This is a genomic window from Marinobacter sp. B-21 (assembly GCF_056857895.1).
The window spans coordinates 20,041-37,262 of sequence record NZ_JBSXNZ010000074.1 but is presented as its reverse complement, the minus strand read 5'-3'; the positions used below and the strand labels follow the sequence as shown (position 1 = coordinate 37,262).

19 protein-coding genes are annotated in these 17,222 nt (G+C 58.4%); 8 read left to right on the top strand and 11 right to left on the bottom strand.

Features of this window, described 5'->3' with window-relative positions; translation table 11 throughout:
- Window positions 1-64 precede the first annotated feature (64 nt).
- Complete coding sequence (gene dut / locus AC13C0_RS11260) at window positions 65-526, bottom strand: dUTP diphosphatase (protein ID WP_117618630.1); 462 nt, start codon at window positions 524-526, stop codon at window positions 65-67.
- Window positions 523-1,725: a bifunctional phosphopantothenoylcysteine decarboxylase/phosphopantothenate--cysteine ligase CoaBC gene (coaBC, locus tag AC13C0_RS11255; protein WP_341580777.1), complete on the bottom strand. Its 1,203-nt coding sequence runs from the start codon at window positions 1,723-1,725 to the stop codon at window positions 523-525. Before coaBC ends, dut begins: the two co-directional genes overlap by 4 nt.
- Window positions 1,726-1,911: 186 nt before the next feature.
- Here coaBC and radC point away from each other — a divergent pair, with 186 nt between their 5' ends.
- From radC to rpmG, 3 genes are all read left to right on the top strand, one after another.
- On the top strand, window positions 1,912-2,586 hold the full coding sequence (radC, locus tag AC13C0_RS11250) for a RadC family protein (protein ID WP_341580778.1): 675 nt from the start codon (window positions 1,912-1,914) through the stop codon (window positions 2,584-2,586).
- A 217-nt stretch (window positions 2,587-2,803) separates the two neighbouring features.
- Entirely contained in the window at window positions 2,804-3,040 is a 237-nt protein-coding gene (gene rpmB, locus AC13C0_RS11245; RefSeq protein ID WP_091988362.1) for a 50S ribosomal protein L28, read from the top strand.
- Between the two features lie 11 nt (window positions 3,041-3,051).
- The gene (rpmG, locus tag AC13C0_RS11240; protein WP_008173465.1) at window positions 3,052-3,207 is read left to right on the top strand and encodes a 50S ribosomal protein L33; all 156 of its coding nucleotides are present in this window, start codon (window positions 3,052-3,054) and stop codon (window positions 3,205-3,207) included.
- A 65-nt stretch (window positions 3,208-3,272) separates the two neighbouring features.
- Here rpmG and AC13C0_RS11235 read toward each other — a convergent pair whose 3' ends face one another.
- The 3 genes from AC13C0_RS11235 to AC13C0_RS11225 form a co-directional block, all read right to left on the bottom strand.
- Window positions 3,273-4,133: an endonuclease/exonuclease/phosphatase family protein gene (locus tag AC13C0_RS11235; protein WP_117618633.1), complete on the bottom strand. Its 861-nt coding sequence runs from the start codon at window positions 4,131-4,133 to the stop codon at window positions 3,273-3,275.
- A 70-nt stretch (window positions 4,134-4,203) separates the two neighbouring features.
- Window positions 4,204-4,839 carry a thiol:disulfide interchange protein DsbA/DsbL gene (locus AC13C0_RS11230; RefSeq protein WP_117618634.1) on the bottom strand — a complete coding sequence of 212 codons (636 nt, stop codon included), beginning with the start codon at window positions 4,837-4,839 and terminating at the stop codon, window positions 4,204-4,206.
- Window positions 4,840-4,983: 144 nt separating this feature from the next.
- On the bottom strand, window positions 4,984-5,592 hold the full coding sequence (locus AC13C0_RS11225; protein ID WP_117618635.1) for a c-type cytochrome: 609 nt from the start codon (window positions 5,590-5,592) through the stop codon (window positions 4,984-4,986).
- 177 nt (window positions 5,593-5,769) lie between these two features.
- Between AC13C0_RS11225 and yihA the strand changes: the two genes are divergently transcribed.
- Complete coding sequence (gene yihA / locus AC13C0_RS11220; RefSeq protein WP_117618636.1) at window positions 5,770-6,417, top strand: ribosome biogenesis GTP-binding protein YihA/YsxC; 648 nt, start codon at window positions 5,770-5,772, stop codon at window positions 6,415-6,417.
- 188 nt (window positions 6,418-6,605) lie between these two features.
- On the opposite strand, the gene AC13C0_RS11215 is transcribed toward yihA, so the two are convergent.
- Window positions 6,606-7,292, bottom strand: coding sequence for a TetR/AcrR family transcriptional regulator (locus AC13C0_RS11215; protein WP_117618637.1), 687 nt, complete (start codon window positions 7,290-7,292; stop codon window positions 6,606-6,608).
- A gap of 192 nt (window positions 7,293-7,484) precedes the next feature.
- Here AC13C0_RS11215 and AC13C0_RS11210 point away from each other — a divergent pair, with 192 nt between their 5' ends.
- The 3 genes from AC13C0_RS11210 to coaD all read left to right on the top strand — a co-directional run bounded on the left by AC13C0_RS11210 (window position 7,485) and on the right by coaD (window position 10,176).
- Window positions 7,485-8,930: a coniferyl aldehyde dehydrogenase gene (locus tag AC13C0_RS11210; protein ID WP_117618638.1), complete on the top strand. Its 1,446-nt coding sequence runs from the start codon at window positions 7,485-7,487 to the stop codon at window positions 8,928-8,930.
- Between the two features lie 36 nt (window positions 8,931-8,966).
- Window positions 8,967-9,410 carry a GMC family oxidoreductase N-terminal domain-containing protein gene (locus AC13C0_RS11205; RefSeq protein ID WP_227539259.1) on the top strand — a complete coding sequence of 148 codons (444 nt, stop codon included), beginning with the start codon at window positions 8,967-8,969 and terminating at the stop codon, window positions 9,408-9,410.
- 283 nt (window positions 9,411-9,693) lie between these two features.
- On the top strand, window positions 9,694-10,176 hold the full coding sequence (gene coaD / locus AC13C0_RS11200; RefSeq protein WP_117618639.1) for a pantetheine-phosphate adenylyltransferase: 483 nt from the start codon (window positions 9,694-9,696) through the stop codon (window positions 10,174-10,176).
- Window positions 10,177-10,226: 50 nt separating this feature from the next.
- On the opposite strand, the gene AC13C0_RS11195 is transcribed toward coaD, so the two are convergent.
- The 5 genes from AC13C0_RS11195 to AC13C0_RS11175 all read right to left on the bottom strand — a co-directional run bounded on the left by AC13C0_RS11195 (window position 10,227) and on the right by AC13C0_RS11175 (window position 16,317).
- Window positions 10,227-11,516 carry a DUF945 family protein gene (locus AC13C0_RS11195; protein ID WP_117618640.1) on the bottom strand — a complete coding sequence of 430 codons (1,290 nt, stop codon included), beginning with the start codon at window positions 11,514-11,516 and terminating at the stop codon, window positions 10,227-10,229.
- Between the two features lie 22 nt (window positions 11,517-11,538).
- Window positions 11,539-13,680, bottom strand: coding sequence for a polyphosphate kinase 1 (gene ppk1 / locus AC13C0_RS11190; RefSeq protein WP_117618641.1), 2,142 nt, complete (start codon window positions 13,678-13,680; stop codon window positions 11,539-11,541).
- A 67-nt stretch (window positions 13,681-13,747) separates the two neighbouring features.
- Entirely contained in the window at window positions 13,748-14,764 is a 1,017-nt protein-coding gene (gene hemB, locus AC13C0_RS11185) for a porphobilinogen synthase (RefSeq protein ID WP_117618642.1), read from the bottom strand.
- A 141-nt stretch (window positions 14,765-14,905) separates the two neighbouring features.
- Window positions 14,906-15,937 (bottom strand): lipase secretion chaperone, encoded by a 1,032-nt coding sequence (locus AC13C0_RS11180; protein WP_117620358.1) that lies wholly within the window; start codon window positions 15,935-15,937, stop codon window positions 14,906-14,908.
- 158 nt (window positions 15,938-16,095) lie between these two features.
- Window positions 16,096-16,317 (bottom strand): hypothetical protein, encoded by a 222-nt coding sequence (locus AC13C0_RS11175; RefSeq protein ID WP_482954410.1) that lies wholly within the window; start codon window positions 16,315-16,317, stop codon window positions 16,096-16,098.
- Between the two features lie 272 nt (window positions 16,318-16,589).
- Between AC13C0_RS11175 and AC13C0_RS11170 the strand changes: the two genes are divergently transcribed.
- Complete coding sequence (locus tag AC13C0_RS11170) at window positions 16,590-17,222, top strand: TetR/AcrR family transcriptional regulator (RefSeq protein ID WP_117618643.1); 633 nt, start codon at window positions 16,590-16,592, stop codon at window positions 17,220-17,222.

The window sequence follows — 17,222 nt, the reverse complement described above, 5'->3', positions numbered from 1 at the left end:
TGGACAGGGCATTATCCGCAAAGTATAGACGCCGGCGCCTGACTCTGCGTGGCCGGCCTCCCTGTCACCGCGTACCGGTGGAACCAAAACCGCCCTCACCCCGCACACTTTCATCAAATTCGGTGACCACCTCAAAATCCGCCTGAACCACTGGCACGAGCACCAGTTGCGCCAGACGCTCGCCCACGTCCACGGTGAAACAACTGTGCCCACGATTCCAGCAGGAGACCATCAACTCGCCCTGGTAATCCGAGTCAATCAGCCCTACCAGGTTGCCCAGAACAATACCGTGCTTGTGGCCAAGACCGCTTCGCGGCAGGATCATTGCCGCCAGGGACGGATCGGCGATATGAATGGACAGCCCCGTTCCTATCAGTTGCGTATCCCCGGGCTCCAGAGTCAGCGGTTTATCAAGACAGGCACGCAGATCAAGGCCTGCAGAGCCTGCGGTTGCATACTCTGGAAAGGGAATCTGGTTGCCGATGCGATCGTCCAGAATGCGTACCTGAAGATTTTTCCTGCTCATGAAGGATCCTGTTGGTTAAGATGGTCGCCAATCATCGCCACCAGACGCCGGGCAATGTTCGTTTTGCTGTCCGGCCCGATCGACTCATGACCGTCGGGCCAGAACACGGTGACCGCATTATTCTCACTGTTGAACCCCAGGCCGGGGGCCGCCACATCATTGGCCACGATCATATTGAGCTTTTTGCGTTGCATTTTATCGGTGGCGTAGCGTTCCACATCGGTTGTTTCCGCGGCAAAGCCCACGGTAAACGGCGCATCGGTACGCCCGGCAATCGTCGCCAGGGTATCGGGATTGCGCACCAGCGAGAGCGACATGGTGTCACTGGATTTCTTGATCTTGTCACCGGCGCACTTTTCCGGCCGGTAGTCGGCCACCGCCGCGGTGGCAATGAACAGGTCACACCCCTCATCCACCGCCCCGGAGGCTTCCCGCAACATATCCTCTGCCGTTAACACACGGCGCACCTCAACTCCGGCAGGTGCCGGAAGGGTGACCGGACCGCTGATCAGGACCACATGGGCACCCGCCGCGCGGGCCGCGTTGGCCAGGGCATAGCCCATTTTCCCGGAACTGTGGTTACTGATGTACCGGACCGGATCAATGGGTTCGCGAGTGGGGCCTGCAGTGATTACCACCCGCTTGCCGGTCAGTGCCGTACCGTTACCGGCATCCAAAAAACCAAGGATAGCCTCCGGCTCCAGCATCCGCCCGGGACCGGTATCGCCACAGGCTTGTTCCCCCTGGTCTGGCCCCCACAATGCAACCTGCGGGTCCTCCTCGAGCAACCGGACATTTCTCTGGGTACGCGTATTGCTCCACATGGCCTGATTCATGGCCGGCACCACCGCGATGGGGGCCTCGGTTGCGCAACACACGGTGGTGAGCAGGTCATCTGCCATACCCTGGGCAAACCGGGCAATGAAATCCGCGGACGCCGGGGCGATGATCACCTGATCGGCCCATTTGGCCAGCTCAATATGGCCCATGCCCGCTTCTGCCTCTGGATCCAGCAGGGAGGTGCGCACCGGCTCGCCACTGAGCGCCTGGAACGTTAGCGGTGTTACAAAGGCTTCCGCACCGCGGGTCATCACCACCCTGACCTCATGGCCCGCTTTCCTGAACAGGCGCACCAGTTCGGCACTCTTGTAGGCGGCAATACCACCGGTCACTCCCAGAAGGATTCGTCTGGCGGCCATAGAGGCTCCGTTTCCACATAAAAAGAAAGGCTTACTAAGATAGCATGCTCCGGCGGCACCGACAGCCCACAGACAATGAACATACGTTTACCGATTGTTACTTTTTAAAGTAACCTTTGTAACCCTGAGACCGCCGTCTCGGTGCAGGAAGCACCCGATCACAAAACCCAACGCAAGGAAGCCCCTATGACAGATCCCACCTGGCCCACGGACGAACGCCCGAGGGAACGTCTGCTCGCCCATGGCGCGCAAACCCTCTCCGACGCCGAACTGCTCGCTATTTTTTTGCGCACCGGGACCACCGGCATGCCGGTTATGGCGCTGGCCCGCCACCTTGTTGATGAATTCTCCGGGCTTCGGGGCCTGTTGGCCGCATCCCGCCGCCAGTTCTGTGAGGTAAAAGGCCTGGGAACCGCCAAATACGCCCAGGTTCAGGCTGCCATGGAAATGGCCCGCCGGGTCATGGACGAGCCACTTCGCCAGGGGGACCCCCTGCGCTCACCGGAAGACACCCGCCGGTTCCTGACCAGTCGCCTGGGCACCTACCCCCACGAGGTATTTGCCGGTCTGTTCCTGGATAACCGGCACCGGGTCATCCAATACCGGGAACTGTTCCGGGGCACTATCGACGGCGCTGCCGTGTATCCCAGAGAGGTGGTGCGACAGGCCCTGGAGGACAACGCAGCGGCGGTTATTTTCGCACACAACCATCCATCCGGCGTAGCAGAGCCCAGCCAGGCTGACATTTCTCTGACCCGTCGCCTGAAGGAGGCCCTCGGCCTGGTGGATATCAGGGTTCTTGACCATATGGTTGTTGGCCACGGTGAGGTAATATCACTGGCTGAACGGGGGCTGATGTAAGAACAGTGAGCGCGAATACCGGAAAACCGGCCAAATTCCCAACAATTTTTTGCGTTGGGGGGTCAGTTCTGGTATAAAAGCGTCCCTTTCTGGCGGCGTCTGGCGAGCAGCGTTCAGTTTAGAGGCGCGAATGGGAGCGTAACGGCTCCTTAGCAACCAGAGACGCATTTAAAACGAATTCGTATTTTTGAGACCATTGCTCAGGTCGGAGGCAAGTATGTCCAGAGTTTGTCAGGTTACCGGTAAGCGTCCGCTGTCCGGTAACAACGTTTCCCACGCGATGAACCACACTCGTCGTCGTTTTCTGCCGAATCTGCAGAACCATCGTTTCTGGGTTGAGTCCGAGAAGCGCTTCGTGAAGCTGCGCGTATCCACCAAGGGCATGCGCATCATCGACAAAAAAGGCATTGACGCTGTGCTGGCCGATCTTCGCGCCCGCGGCGAGAAATTTTAAGGAGCCGCATCATGCGCGAGAAAATCAAGCTGGTATCTTCAGCAGGCACTGGTCACTTCTACACGACCAAGAAGAACAAGCGTAACACGCCGGAAAAAATCGAGATCAAAAAGTACGATCCGGTTGTCCGTAAGCACGTTGCGTACAAGGAAGCCAAGATCAAGTAACTCCTGATCCGGCATCCAGAAAAGCCCGGCCAATGTGCCGGGCTTTTTTTGTGGACCAACCCCGCTCAGAACTTCTTCAGGTAACCCTCGGGTAACGCCACGTCCATGGCGATAGGCAGGTGATCCGACATCGGATAGCTCACCACCTCCGAGCGCCGGATTTCCAGGGACGGGCTCACCAGAATATGATCCAGGGCCTTCTCGGGTCGCCAACTGGGAAAACTGTGGGCGGTATCCGGCAGAGGCACCAGATTGGTCTCTTTCAGAGGCGTCTGGGTCAGCAACTGTTCAGCGTGGGCGTTCATGTCCCCCATCAGAACCACATGCTGGTAGTCCGCAATCAGCTCCCGGATATAACCCAGTTGTCGCTGCTGGGCTGCCTTACTCAGGGAAAGGTGCATTAACACCAGTACCAGCGGGTCATGTTCGGTTCCATAGCGGGCAATGATGGCCCCACGGCCGGGAATCAGCCCCGGCAGCCTGTGCTCGGTCACATCCAGCGGCCGGTATCGGCTTAGCAGACCATTACTGTGCTGGGCGATCTGGCCGAGATTGCGGTTCAGTTGCTGGTACCAGTAGGGAATGCCCGCGGCCTCTGCCAGATACTGCACCTGATTGATGTAGCCACTGCGCAAACTGCCACCGTCGCATTCCTGCAAGGCGACCACATCGTAGTTGCACAACAGCGACGCAATGTGATCCAGGTTCCCGATACGGTTGCGGTGAGGCAGGAAGTGCTGCCAGCTCCGTGTGAGGTAATGGCGATAAGAGGAGGTATTGATACCCACCTGAATATTGAACGTCAGCAGGCGAATGTGTCGGTGTGGTTCGAATTCCGGCACATGTTCGGTTCCGGAGCAGGCACCCCTGGGGCCGCCGGCCCGCCCCAGAATGCCATTCAACTGCTTTCGGATATGCTTGTACATAATGGCGGTCTCAACCGGCCAGCTGTTCCCGGTATTCGGGCTTCAGTCTCAACTCTCAATAATGAGACACCTATTCGGCGTTGTCGTGCTCTTTGGCAACAAGGTAGTCCAGCACTTCCAGAACAGCTTCATGGCTGCCAGCCATGGACGCAGTGACCCTGTACTTGCCATTTACCAGCATAGTCGGTGTTCCGGTAACCCGCGCACCACGGATTTTGGCCTGGGCCTTCTGCATCAGCGCATTCACGCCAAAGCTTTTGTAATTGGCAAGAAACTCGTCCCGATCCACACCGTACCCTGCGACAAAATCAGCCAGGGCTTCCGGGGTATTCAGCGGACGGCGCTCGCCGGCGAGGGCATCAAACAGGGCATCGTGCACCTTGTCCAGCTCCCCCATGGCCTGCAGGGCATAAAACGCATAGGCGTGGGGTTCCCAGTTCCGTCCGAGGGCGGCCGGAATTTTGACAAAATTGACGTATTCCGGTGCATTGGCCTCCCAGTTCTCAATCAGCGGCTTGAAGTTGTAGCAGTGCGGACAGCCGTACCAGAACACCTCCGCCACCTCGACCCCTGACTGACTGTTTGTAGCCACAGGCGTATCCAGGCGCTCGTAATGCGTACCCTCCTTCCACTCTGCGGCACTGGCGAGGCCAGGGACAGACATAGCCAATAGCAGCAGGAAAACCGCTCTGAAAGATCGAAACATGGGGAATCTCCGGTTATTTGAATGTCGCCAATAAAAGAATTATGACCCAGCGAACCTGATAAGTTCCACACGCCCGCGGTTACGAAATCGAAAGGGACAAAAAACCCCGCACGAGGCGGGGTTTTTTGTCGCAAACCCAACAGATCAGTTAAGACCGGAAATGTAGCTGGAGACCGCTTCGATTTCAGCATCAGTCAGCTTTGACGCTACATCCATCATAATGGCCGCATTGGCACCGGTGCTGCGGGCACCTTCACGGTAGGCCTTGAGCTGCTTCGTCACGTACTCAGCGTTCTGGCCACCCAGAGCCGGATAACCGGCCGGCTCGTTGCCGTTGCCCCGAGGATTATGACAACCGGCACAGGCCGGCACACCCGTGGCCATGTTACCGCCGCGGTATAGTGCCGCCCCCTTGTCAGCCAGCTCGGGGTCCGCCTGGCTGACAACCATGTCCTGTTCGTTAAAGTACGCCGCCAGGTCCTGCAGATCCTGATCGGACATGCTGCCCAGCAGACCGGTCATCTCAGGAATGACCCTCTCGCCTTCCTTGATAGCCACCAACTGGTTATACAGGTACTTTTCGCCCAGACCAGACAGCTTCGGGTAAACGCCCATTACCGGCTTGGCACCGCCCTGGCCATGACAGCCAGCACATACCGCTGCGTTTTGTTCGCCTGCCTGAGAATCTCCTGCCCCGTGCGCCATCGCTACGAGGCCAACGCCAAGAACAACTCCTGCGATCAGTTTTTTCATGCCCGCTCCGCTTCTCTCATCTTTTTAAGGGTATTCTTCGCTATGCAGCCAGCAGGCGCTGAGCACTCAGGCTCAAAACCGGGGCTGCCAGCGGTCACGCACAGCGCGCCGCCCGGAATTGGTGTAGCATTATACATTAATCCCTGATAACTGAAATGCAAAGGAAAGCCAACCACTGTGGACCCTGATCTGACTCAAAAAACCGTCTCTTTTAACAGCGCCCGTTTCCTGGTCAGCGCCTCCCGTCTGGATGAGTGCCCACCGGATATCGGTGCGGAAGTCGCCTTCGCCGGCCGTTCCAACGCCGGCAAATCCAGCGCACTCAACGCCATTACAGTAAACGGCAAACTGGCGAGAACCAGCAAAACCCCTGGCCGCACCCGCCTGATCAACTTCTTCTCCCTCAACCGGGAGCAGTGCCGCCTGGTGGACCTGCCCGGGTATGGTTATGCCAAGGTCTCCAGAGACATGAAGGATGACTGGCAACAGCATCTGGGGCACTACCTGAACGACCGTCGCTGCCTGCGTGGGCTGGTTTTGGTGATGGACATCCGCCACCCGCTGACCGATTTTGACCAAATGATGGTGGAATGGTGCGAGCATAACAACCTTCCGCTGATGATTCTGGCCACCAAGGCCGACAAACTGAAGTTTGGCCAGGCCAAAACCAGCATGATGGGCATCGCCAAAAAGCTTTCAGGGTTTCAGTGTGTGGAACACCTGATCATGTTCTCGGCAACCTCAAAACGAGGCGTCGACGAATGCCAGGAGGCACTGACTGACTGGCTGGAAGATAATGGCACCGATGATGATGTAACGGCCTGAAACAGGACATAAAAAAACCGGCCTGCCAGAAAGCAGACCGGTGAAACGTCAGGGTTTGCGACGTGCTAAAACCTGAGATCGCACTCAGGAGACGCAAGGAATGTCCGAATTCCCAACGTCTTTTCCTTTGAGTATGGTATTCGACGAAAGTTCCAGGCCAGATCATTTTTTGACCAGACCTCCGGGTTTCACTTACACAGTGCCTCGTCCACACCCAGATCATCCCTGTCGTGAAGTGCCGGCCGGTATTTCTCCCTCAGCGCCATCACCCGGTCCCGGTAGGCCGGGGTCAGGTAAGGAATCTCGAGGGTCAGCACCTGGTAGATACCCTGTTTGAGTTCAGTGAGCGTCAGGCTGGCCGACTCCTCCTCCGCATGGGCCGTTTTCAGGAATGCCATCCAGTTAGTGATCACCAGCCACACGTTCAGGGACATGGCCGACCGCAGATCTTCTTCCTGAGGCTCAATGATTCCGGCCTCTGCCAGCTTTTCGAAGATCCGACTGATCGACACCAGACATCGATTGGTAAACTCCCGGTAGTCCTTTCGCAGGCGCTGATCGCTATCCAGCAAGTACTCCAGGTCCCGGTGAAAAAACCGGTAACTCCAGAGGCCGTCGAAAACCGACTCCAGGTAGAAAGTCATATCCTCGAGCGTCATGGCCCGGTCTTCCGGAATATCCAGATAGAAATCCACCAGCTTTTCGTATTCCAGGAAGATCTCGTAAATGATGTCCGACTTGTTGCGGAAGTGGTAATAAAGGTTGCCCGGCGAAATAGCCAGGTGCGCAGCAATATGGTTGGTGGTGATATTGCGCTCACCTCGCTCGTTGAACAGCTCCAGGCTGGAGAGCAGTATCTTGTCTCTTGTCTTCATAGGCCCGTCGGCGTTTGTTGTTGTGCAGCTCACAGATGGCCCGATTCGCCACCTGCCTTCGCTTGACTCACTAGAGTATATACTCTAATAATAGCTCCAGACGCAAATCGCACAATTTTTCGCCAATCGTGCAATGCCAGGAATAACCGGCTGCCGACTGATTCAGGGCGGCACCACAGAGGAGAGATCATCATGGGAGCCACTGTCGTTCAGCTCACCGAGAGCAAGAAACAGATCCAGCACACCCACCGGGTGTTCGAGGAGCAGAAAAAGGCGTTCCGCAACAATCCCATGCCTTCCCTGACCGAACGTCAGGAGAACCTGAAACGCCTCAAGCGGGTACTGCTGAGCAACCAGGACCGTTTGTTGGACGCCATCGACCGCGACTTCAGCTGCCGCTCAAAGGACGAATCACTCATCGCCGAGGTCATGCCCTCCATTCAGGGCATCAATTACACCCTGAAGCACCTCAGTGGCTGGATGAAACCCTCCAAACGACACGTATCCGTGCTGTTCCAACCGGCCAGCAACAAGGTTCACTACCAGCCAAAAGGGGTTGTCGGTGTGATCGTGCCCTGGAACTATCCACTGTATCTGGCTGTGGGGCCTCTGGTCGCTTCCCTGGCAGCGGGCAATCGCACCATGATCAAGATGTCGGAATACACGCCGCACACCTCGGCGCTGTTCAGGGAGCTGATTGAGGCCAGCCTCCCCGGGGACCTGGTTTCGGTTATCAATGGCGAGGCGGATGTGGCGGCGGACTTCTCGTCGCGTCCGTTTGATCACCTGCTGTTTACCGGCTCCACCACCGTGGGCAAGCTGGTCATGCGGGCGGCTGCGGAAAATCTGACCCCGGTCACCCTGGAGCTGGGTGGCAAATCGCCGGCTGTGGTGTCACCGGATGTGCCGATGGAAGATGCCGCCCAGCGCATTGCTTTCGGCAAGGCGTTCAACGCAGGGCAGACCTGCGTGGCGCCGGATTACGTGCTCTGCCCGGCAGACCGGGTTCAGGCCTTTGTCGATGAATTCCGGGCCCGCTTCTCGGAAATGTATCCGAGCCTGCGGGACAACGATGATTACACGGCCATCATCAATGAACGCCAGTACGATCGGCTGCAGGGCTACCTGGATGATGCCCGGGAAAAGGGTGCCGAGCTGTTGGAGGTCAATCCGGCCCGGGAAAACATGAAGGACGGTACCCGCAAGATTCCGCTGACGCTGGCTCTGAAAACCACGCCGGACATGAAACTAATGCAGGATGAGATTTTCGGCCCGATTCTGCCGGTGGTCAGTTACGGCAGCCTGGATGAAGCCATCCATTACATCAATGACCGGCCGCGGCCGCTGGCGCTGTATTTCTTCGGCTATGACAAGACCGAGCAGCAGCATGTTGTGGATAACACCCACTCGGGCGGCATGTGCATCAACGATTCGCTGATGCATGTGGCTCAGGATGATCTGCCGTTTGGTGGCGTCGGGGATTCCGGGATGGGCCATTACCATGGCCGCGAAGGCTTCCTGACCTTCTCCCATCACCGGGCCATTTTCACCAAGCAGAAGTTCAACAGCGGCAAGTTTGTTTATGCGCCCCATGGCACGGCGACACACAAGATGGTTTATAAGTTGTTTATCCGCTAAAACCTTAGTCTGCGTTCCTCGGGGCCGGCCGGCCGCTTGAGTGCGGTCGGCACCCTGGACAACAACGCCCGGCTGTTCCACAGCCTGAGGGCCGACAAACTGGTGATGAACCAGGACCGGATCAGCCACCTCCAGGCTGCTGCCCTGGCCGCCGATGGGGTCACCCCAACCGGCGTGAACGTGACCCTCAGGGCCCGGCACTTCGTGGTCGCGGCGAGTGCCATCGGCTCGCCAGGTCTCTTGTTGAGGTCCTATATCCCGGATCCCCACCAGCGCATTGGCAAAGGTTCCTTCATCCACCCCGTTAACGCCACCGTCGCCCAGATGCCCCAGCAGGTGGACCCGTTCTACGGCGCGCCCCAATCCGTCTACTCGGACGAATTCAACTTCCGCAACGGCTTTGGCGAACACCACCACGTAAGAAATCTCAGCATCCACGACGCCTCGATCTTCCCCACCGGCACAGTAGATCAGCCTTAAGTCCGACAGGCTGCTGGCATTGCTGGCCAATGAGCGCCTAGTTTCCATCGGGGATGCCAGCACGGAGATCGACAGGTCGGCAGGAAGGGCTTATCCGGGAATGTGAGAAGCCAGGGATGGCTTCGCTCAAGCGCACATGGATGTGCTTGTAGCGTTTCCCGGATAAGCCCTTCCTGCCGGCCATACCCGCATAACCAACACGCACCTCCCAAAGCCCTGGAAGCCACCTACAGATGGCGAAAAATTCTGCTATCCTAGGCCCTTGCAAAGAAAGGAGCTGTGCATGCCTAAAGTCGTCTACCCGGGCACCTTCGACCCAATCACCAACGGCCACACCGACCTGATCGAACGGGCCGGCCGCATGTTTGACGAAATCGTCGTTGCCGTCGCCTACAACCCCAAGAAACAGCCGCTTCTGAACCTCGAAGAGCGCTGTGAACTGGTCCGCCGGGCAACCGCGCATCTCCCCAATGTCAGCGTCACCGGCTTCAGCAACCTGCTGGCGGACTTTGTCCGTGAGCAGGGCGCCACCGTGATCCTGCGCGGCCTGCGCGCCGTCTCCGATTTCGAGTATGAATTCCAGTTGGCAGACATGAACCGCCGGCTTGCCCCGGAGGTGGAAAGCGTATTCCTGACACCCGCGAACCACCTGTCCTACATCTCCTCCACCCTGATCCGGGAAATCGCATCCCTGGGCGGCGATGTGTCTGAATTCGTCGATCCAGTGGTAGAGGCTGCCCTGAAACAGAAGTTTGAACGGGCCTGAGGGAACAAAAAAGCCCCGACAACGGGGCTTTTTTGTTCCTGACCCACGATTCAGAGCAGCGGTGGTAATGGAATTTCCACGCCGTTCACATCAACCATCAGATCCTTAACCTGCGCATCCAGCACCAGCCTGTCGCCCTCCTGAACCAGTATACCCTGCTTGATCAGGGGCGCCAGCTGCAGCCGCAGCTCCGGATACGTCTCTGCCAGGGCCAGGGGCAGGCTCAGATTCATGTCGCCGGTCAGGCGCTGCATCACCATCAGCATCTCGGTTTTCTGATCCGCCGTCAGCTCCGGATGGGAAATCCGGGCGCTTCCCGTTACCGCGCCTTCCGGCGTTGTTATATACAACTCCGGAAAACCCACGGAAAAGCCGGCCGCGGCCAAATCCCGTACGGCGGCATTCATCTGCTCCATGGCGGCCATCTGCTGGTCAAACCGGTCCTGATCGCCCGAAGCCTGAGTAACAGCCAGTGCCTGCATCGCCGACAGACTTTCTGTCAGGGCACTCCAGGCTGCCACATCCAGCCCCTCCAAGGCGAATACCAGCCGTTGGGGGCCATAAGCTTCCTCGGAAAGCGCAATATCGGCAACCTCGAAGGCCACACGCGAATCCAGTCGCCCACCATTGTTGACCGACTCACTGCTGCTCTGAACAGAGATGCCGTTCAGAGCAACCGGCTGCTCCTGATCGGGCGTGACAGACACCGATTCGACCACAACCTCTCCGGAGCCAGTCCAGATCTCACCGGAAAGGTGATTCATGGTTTGCTCCATCCGGAAGTCGCTGACACGGACATCCATCTCCGGGCCAGACAACCTCAGCGCGGGCCAGACCACCAGTGCCTCTGCACTGGAGCCCGCGTCACTGATTTCGATCCTCGCCAGCCCGCCGCTGGTGTCAAGGGACTCGCCTGTCCCGGCGTCAGTAACAGACATACCCGGCACTTCGAGCTCAAGGGTCGCGGTACCCCAGAGCCGAGTCTCCAGGGTCAGCCTGGGGTCTTCCACGGGAAACCAGTCCATACCCGGTGCGGACCAACCGTCGGCCGGCTCAAAGTTCATCAGGCTGCCTGTCACCCCATGGGTAACATCCGCCCGGAAAGCCACCCGATTGGACTCACCGGTTTCAGGATTCAACAGGCTGACTGAGCCGCTCAGCTCTGAACCGAGAATGCCCCGGCGATAATCTTCTGTCTCTAACTTCAGGAACGGCTGAGTACTGTTGACCTCTGCCGTTGCCCGCTGCCACTGCTGTTCGGTGACATAACCCACCACCCACGGCAGGCCACCGGCCACAACCAGCACTCCGGCGCCGGCAATCATCCATTTGGCATTCAAAATGCGCTCTCCGTCCGGGACATCAGTTTTTTCCAGTCAACCGTTCCAGCAACACCAGCTGGGACGCCAGGCGCTCCTCACCTTCGGCGGGCTGGTTCTGGATGTAACTGCCGTCCGATTGCAACACCCAGGACTGGCAGTTATCCGCCAGATAGGTATCCAGGTCTTCGCGAACACGGGCCGCCAGGGCCGGGTCGTCCAGGGGAAACGCGGTTTCCACGCGGCTCAGCAGGTTACGCTCCATACCATCCGCGCTTGAGCAGTAAACATCGGGCCGGCCGTTGTTACCGAAGTAATAGACCCGGGTGTGTTCGAGGAAGCGACCAATGATGGATCTTACCCGAATGTTATCGGAAAGGCCCGGTACCTCGGGGCGCAGACAACAGATGCCGCGGATGATCAGATCAATTTTCACGCCCGCCTGGGACGCCCGGTACAGGGCCTTGATCATCTGGATCTCGGTCAGGGCATTGAACTTGATGATAATCCGGCCCTTCTCGCCATAGCCGGCTTCCCGCTCGATCAGGCTGAGCAAACGCGAGTGCAGGGTAAACGGGGAATGAAACAGTTTCTTGATCTTCAGGGCCTTGCCCATGCCTGTCAGTTGCTGAAACAGCTTATTGACGTCATCGCTGATGGATTCGTCACAGGTCATGAAACTGTAATCGGTGTACAGGCGGGCGTTGCCAGCGTGATAGTTACCCGTGCCCAGGTGCACATAGCGCCGCAGCCGGCCTTCCTCCCGGCGTACGATCAGGATCATCTTGGCGTGGGTCTTGTAGCCGACAACGCCATAAACCACGATCACCCCGGCTTCCTGAAGCCGGCTCGCCAGTTCCAGATTTTCTGCCTCACTGAAACGGGCCCGCAACTCAATAACGGCGGTCACTTCCTTGCCGCGCCGGGCGGCATCGGCCAGCGCTTCGACAATTTCGGAATCCGCCCCGGTCCGGTAGAGAGTCTGGCGAATGGCCAGTACCTGGGGATCCTTGGCCGCCTGGCGCAGCAAATCCACCACCGGGCTGAAATTTTCATAGGGATGCAGAAGCAGTATCGGCTGCTTGCGGATGGCGTCAAACATCGAGTCCTTGCTTCGGATCTGCCTGGGAATCGATGGCGAGAAGCCGGAATAGGTCAGGTCCGGCCGATCCACCAGACCACCCACGGCCATCAGCCGAGTCAGGTTCACCGGGCCATGGACCTGGTACAGATCCCGTTCGGTGAGGCCAAACTCGGTCAGCAGGAACTGCACCAGTTCCTGCGGGCAGTTATCCGCCACCTCCAGGCGCACGCCATCACCAAAACGCCGGCTGAGCAGCTCCCCTCGCAGGGCCGAAGCCAGGTCTTCCAGGTCGTCCTCAAGCTCAAGGTCGGCGTTACGGGTGAGCCGGAACTGGTAGCAGCCTTTCACTTCCATGCCAGGGAACAGCTCGTCGGTATGGGCGTGGATCATGGAGGACAGGAACACCAGGTTTTCTCCGCCGTCGCATACATCATCCGGCAGTCGCACCAGGCGCGGCAGCGACCGGGGGGCCGGGACAATCGCCATACCGGTTTCACGGCCAAAAGCATCCTTGCCGTCCAGTTCCACGATAAAGTTCAGGCTCTTGTTGACCAGGCGCGGAAAGGGGTGCGAGGGGTCCAGCCCGATGGGGCTGACAACCGGCAGAATTTCCTCCTCAAAATAGTTACGAACCCATTCGGCCTGCTGCGGGGTCCACTCCCGGCGACGCACGAAATGGATGTTCTGCTGTTCCATTTCAGGAATGAGTACGTTATTGAGAATGTCATACTGTTCATGGATATAGTCATGGGCAACGCGGCTGATTTCCGCCAGTGCCTGGTCCGGCATCATGCCATCGGCGCCAATGGTCTCGCGGCCATACTTCATCTGCTGACGCAGGCCCGCGACACGAATCTCGAAAAATTCATCCATGTTGCTGCTGAAAATACAGCAGAAAATCAGACGATTGATCAGCGGGTGGGTAGTATCCAGAGCCTGTTTGAGCACCCGGTAGTTAAACTGGAGCTGGCTCAGCTCCCGGTTGAAGTAATTTTCACTGGCGTCCAGGTTGACCTCTTCGCCCACCGGGGGAACTTCCACCGGCGCAGGCACACTCAGCTCACCACCCTTTGTCTGATTCTTGACCGTTTCCGCTGTCATGTTTCCTCGGTTTCAGTGTTGCTCACCGCCGCTGTGTTGCACGCCGGCGATTGGTTTGTATCGATTGTCAGCGTTGCCGGTCCCGCATCAGGCGGGCGGCACGCACGGCAAAATAGGTCAGGATCCCGTCGGCGCCAGCCCGACGCATCGACATCAGGCTTTCCATCATCACCGCCTCTTCGTCCAGCCAGCCATTCTGTGCCGCCGCCATGTGCATGGCGTATTCACCGCTGACCTGGTACACAAATGTGGGCACCCGCAGTTCCGTTTTCACCCGGTACACAATATCCAGGTACGGCATACCGGGCTTGATCATCACCATGTCGGCACCTTCGGACAGATCCATCGCCACCTCGTGCAATGCCTCGTCGCTGTTGGCCGGATCCATCTGGTAAGTGGACTTGTTGCCTTTGCCGAGGTTGGCGGCCGAACCCACCGCGTCACGGAAGGGGCCGTAATAGCTGGATGCATACTTGGCAGAATAGGCCAGGATTCGGGTGTTCACATAGCCGGCATTTTCCAGCGCTTGCCGAATGGCGCCAACCCGGCCGTCCATCATGTCCGAGGGGGCGACCACATCGGCACCGGCATCGGCATGGGAAAGCGCCTGATTGACCAGCGCTTCGACGGTCACATCGTTGAGCACATAACCCTCGTTATCAATGATGCCGTCCTGGCCGTGGGTGGTAAACGGGTCCAGCGCCACATCGGTGATCACGCCCAACTCCGGCTGCGCTTTTTTCAGGGCCCTGACAGCCCGCTGGGCCAGGCCGTCAGAATCCCAGGCGCCGGAACCGGACAGGTTCTTTTTCTCCGCGGGCACCACCGGAAACAGGGCAACGGCAGGAATTCCCAGCTCTGCCAGCTCCGCTGCCTGATCGACCAGAAGATCGATACTCAGGCGCTCAACCCCCGGCATGGACGGCACCGGCTCACGCTGGCCCTCGCCTTCCAGCACGAACACCGGATAAATGAGGTTGCCCGGTGTCAGCTGGTTTTCCCGAACCAGCCGGCGGGAAAAATCGCTGGCCCGGTTGCGGCGCAGGCGGGCAGCGGGGAAAGCACGGGGAGTCGGAATCGGCACGGACAACCTCCTGAATGACTGAACAAAACGTCTGATGAATATTCCCGGCGCCGGTCCGGCGCCCTCTGCACCATCATACACGGCCAGCGCCGCCGGTTGCAGGCTCGCCCAGCAGGTTAATCCGATTTGATGACAGGGCGATTACCGGATGGAATCCAGCGCCTCGGCACGGATCCGTTCGGTTTCATTGAAGTGGCGGGCCCTGAGGCGATCCAGCGCCTCTTCCCGCTCCTGTGCCGCCAACCCGGACGACATCAGACGGTTCCGTTCCACGGAGTACACCTGCCAACGCTGGTCCCACTCCTGTTGTTCCTTTTCAAGCTGCGCCAGCCGGTCCGCCGCTTCCGCGCCGAACACCTCCTGCCGCCAGGCCTGCAGTGCCCGGGGATCGCCTGCCAGCTGCTGGCGCACCTGTTCATACTCGGCGAACTGACGGGTTTCTTCCCTGGCCTCGCGGAGCGGTTCCGGCAACGATGATTCGGCCTTGCGCAGGGCTTCGGCCTTCTCTTCAGCCGTCAAGCTCCCGTCCCGGGCAATTTGGCGTTTCTCCATCTGAAAACGGTCTACCGCTTCATCATCGGCGAAAAAGGCCTCTGCGGTAGCGGCATCCAGCCAGGTTCGGCGCAGGGCATGGACCTCAGACATCCGTCGCAGCGTCTCATCCAGGCCAAGGCCAGTCGCATCGCCATAGGCCTGCTCAAGTTCCGAAACGGCCAGCTTGTAATCGAGATAAGCGCCGAGGGTTGCCAGGGCCTGGGATCTCGCTGGTTCCTCAAGCGCCGCCAGGGCGGACTCGATACGGGCCACCAGCTGGTGCAGTGACTCCTCTCCCAGGGCGGAAAGAAAATACTCGAACATCTGGCGCAAATGCGGGGTGGGTATCAAATTGCCTAACCGGTCCGTTCTGGCCCATCCGCCCGGAACAGACGTACCTGCCAGGGAAGCCGGCAAGGTTTCCGGGACAGTAACTGCCGACGACCCGCCAACCAGCTTCGAGGGGGCATTCTGCCCGCCGGAAGCCCCTTGTTCCGCCACCACGACCGTTTGCCCACCCTGATTGAAAGAATTGGCGGGTGGGGTGGTTTCCTGTGAATCGGTGGTGAACAGCCAGAATGCGACAACAACTGCTATTATCACTGACAATGCAACGCAGAATCGGATAAGGGGTTTCATGGCCAAGGGCGGATCCGGAATCATCGGGTGACTGGCGCCTTGCCCCGGTTTAACAGGACAGGATGGTATCGGGCGAGGATAAACCAGGCTGGCAGGTCGTACCGAGACAGGGATCAAAAACAGAGCCGGGGCAGTGCCCCGGCTTGCCTGACCGGCGTTCAGAGGGAGCGGTTGTTGAACCCGACGTCCACCTTGCGCGGGCAATCAGAACGAAAGGTTGTATCGACTTCCTGTATCCTGCCGCCCTGGCTCAGGAAAGCATCAATGTCTGCCTGCAACTGTGCGCGAATCCGTGCACGGCCGGCAATGGAATGGTTGTCATCACTGTCGCTGGTCCAGCTTCCGGACTGCTCCAGGTTGCTTTCGTCGAATTCACTCATCATCTTTTCTCCATCAACGAAAACAGATGGTCGAGTGCTGCGACCCCGCAGGGAACCTCACTCCGTATCGACGAACGACCGCCTGCGGCCTCGTCTTGGCGTCTTTATAATCTGCTTTTTGTGACCACGCCATTGACCGGCAACGACTTTTTTGTAATTTTTTGTAACCATTAATAAGGCAATGAATTAAAAGGTTTAATTTATTATCTATCCAGAGCCTGAAGAATTGACACAAAGAATGAATGATGATTCACTACTTATAGGGAGCCGGAATGGCCTATCGGGAAACGGAGAAAATGCGCCAGCGTAAGGCCGAGGCGCGAAAGCGGATTGTGGAATGCACCTACCGGTGCGTTGCCGAGGGTGGTTTCCGAAGCGCGAGAGTTACCCGTATTGCTGACCTGGCGGGCGTCGCCACGGGAACCATCTACCGGCACTTCGAGTCAAGGGAAGACCTGTTTGCGGAAATATTCCGGCTGGCAACCCAGCGGGAAGTGGACAAGGTTGCCGAAGCACTGGCCACCACAGGAAACGCAGCCGAACGGCTTGAGCGGGCCCTGAGACAGTTCGCCGAACGGGCCCTGAAAGGCCCGATGATGGCTTGGTCACTGATTGCCGAGCCGGTGGATCCGAAAGTTGAAGAGGAGCGGCTGGCGTACCGTAAGGCCTACGCCAGCCTGTTTGAGAAAGCGATCCGGGAAGGCATCGCAGAAAAGTGCATACCGGATCAGGACGCACGCCAGAGCAGTACCTGCCTGGTCGGTGCCATTGCAGAAAGCCTGGTTGGCCCGCTGTCGCCAACCCAGACCAGCCAGACTGCCTGCGCAACAACTGACAACAACGACCCGCTGGTCGATTCCATCATCCGCTTCTGCATACAGGGATTGACCGGCACCAGGAGGTAG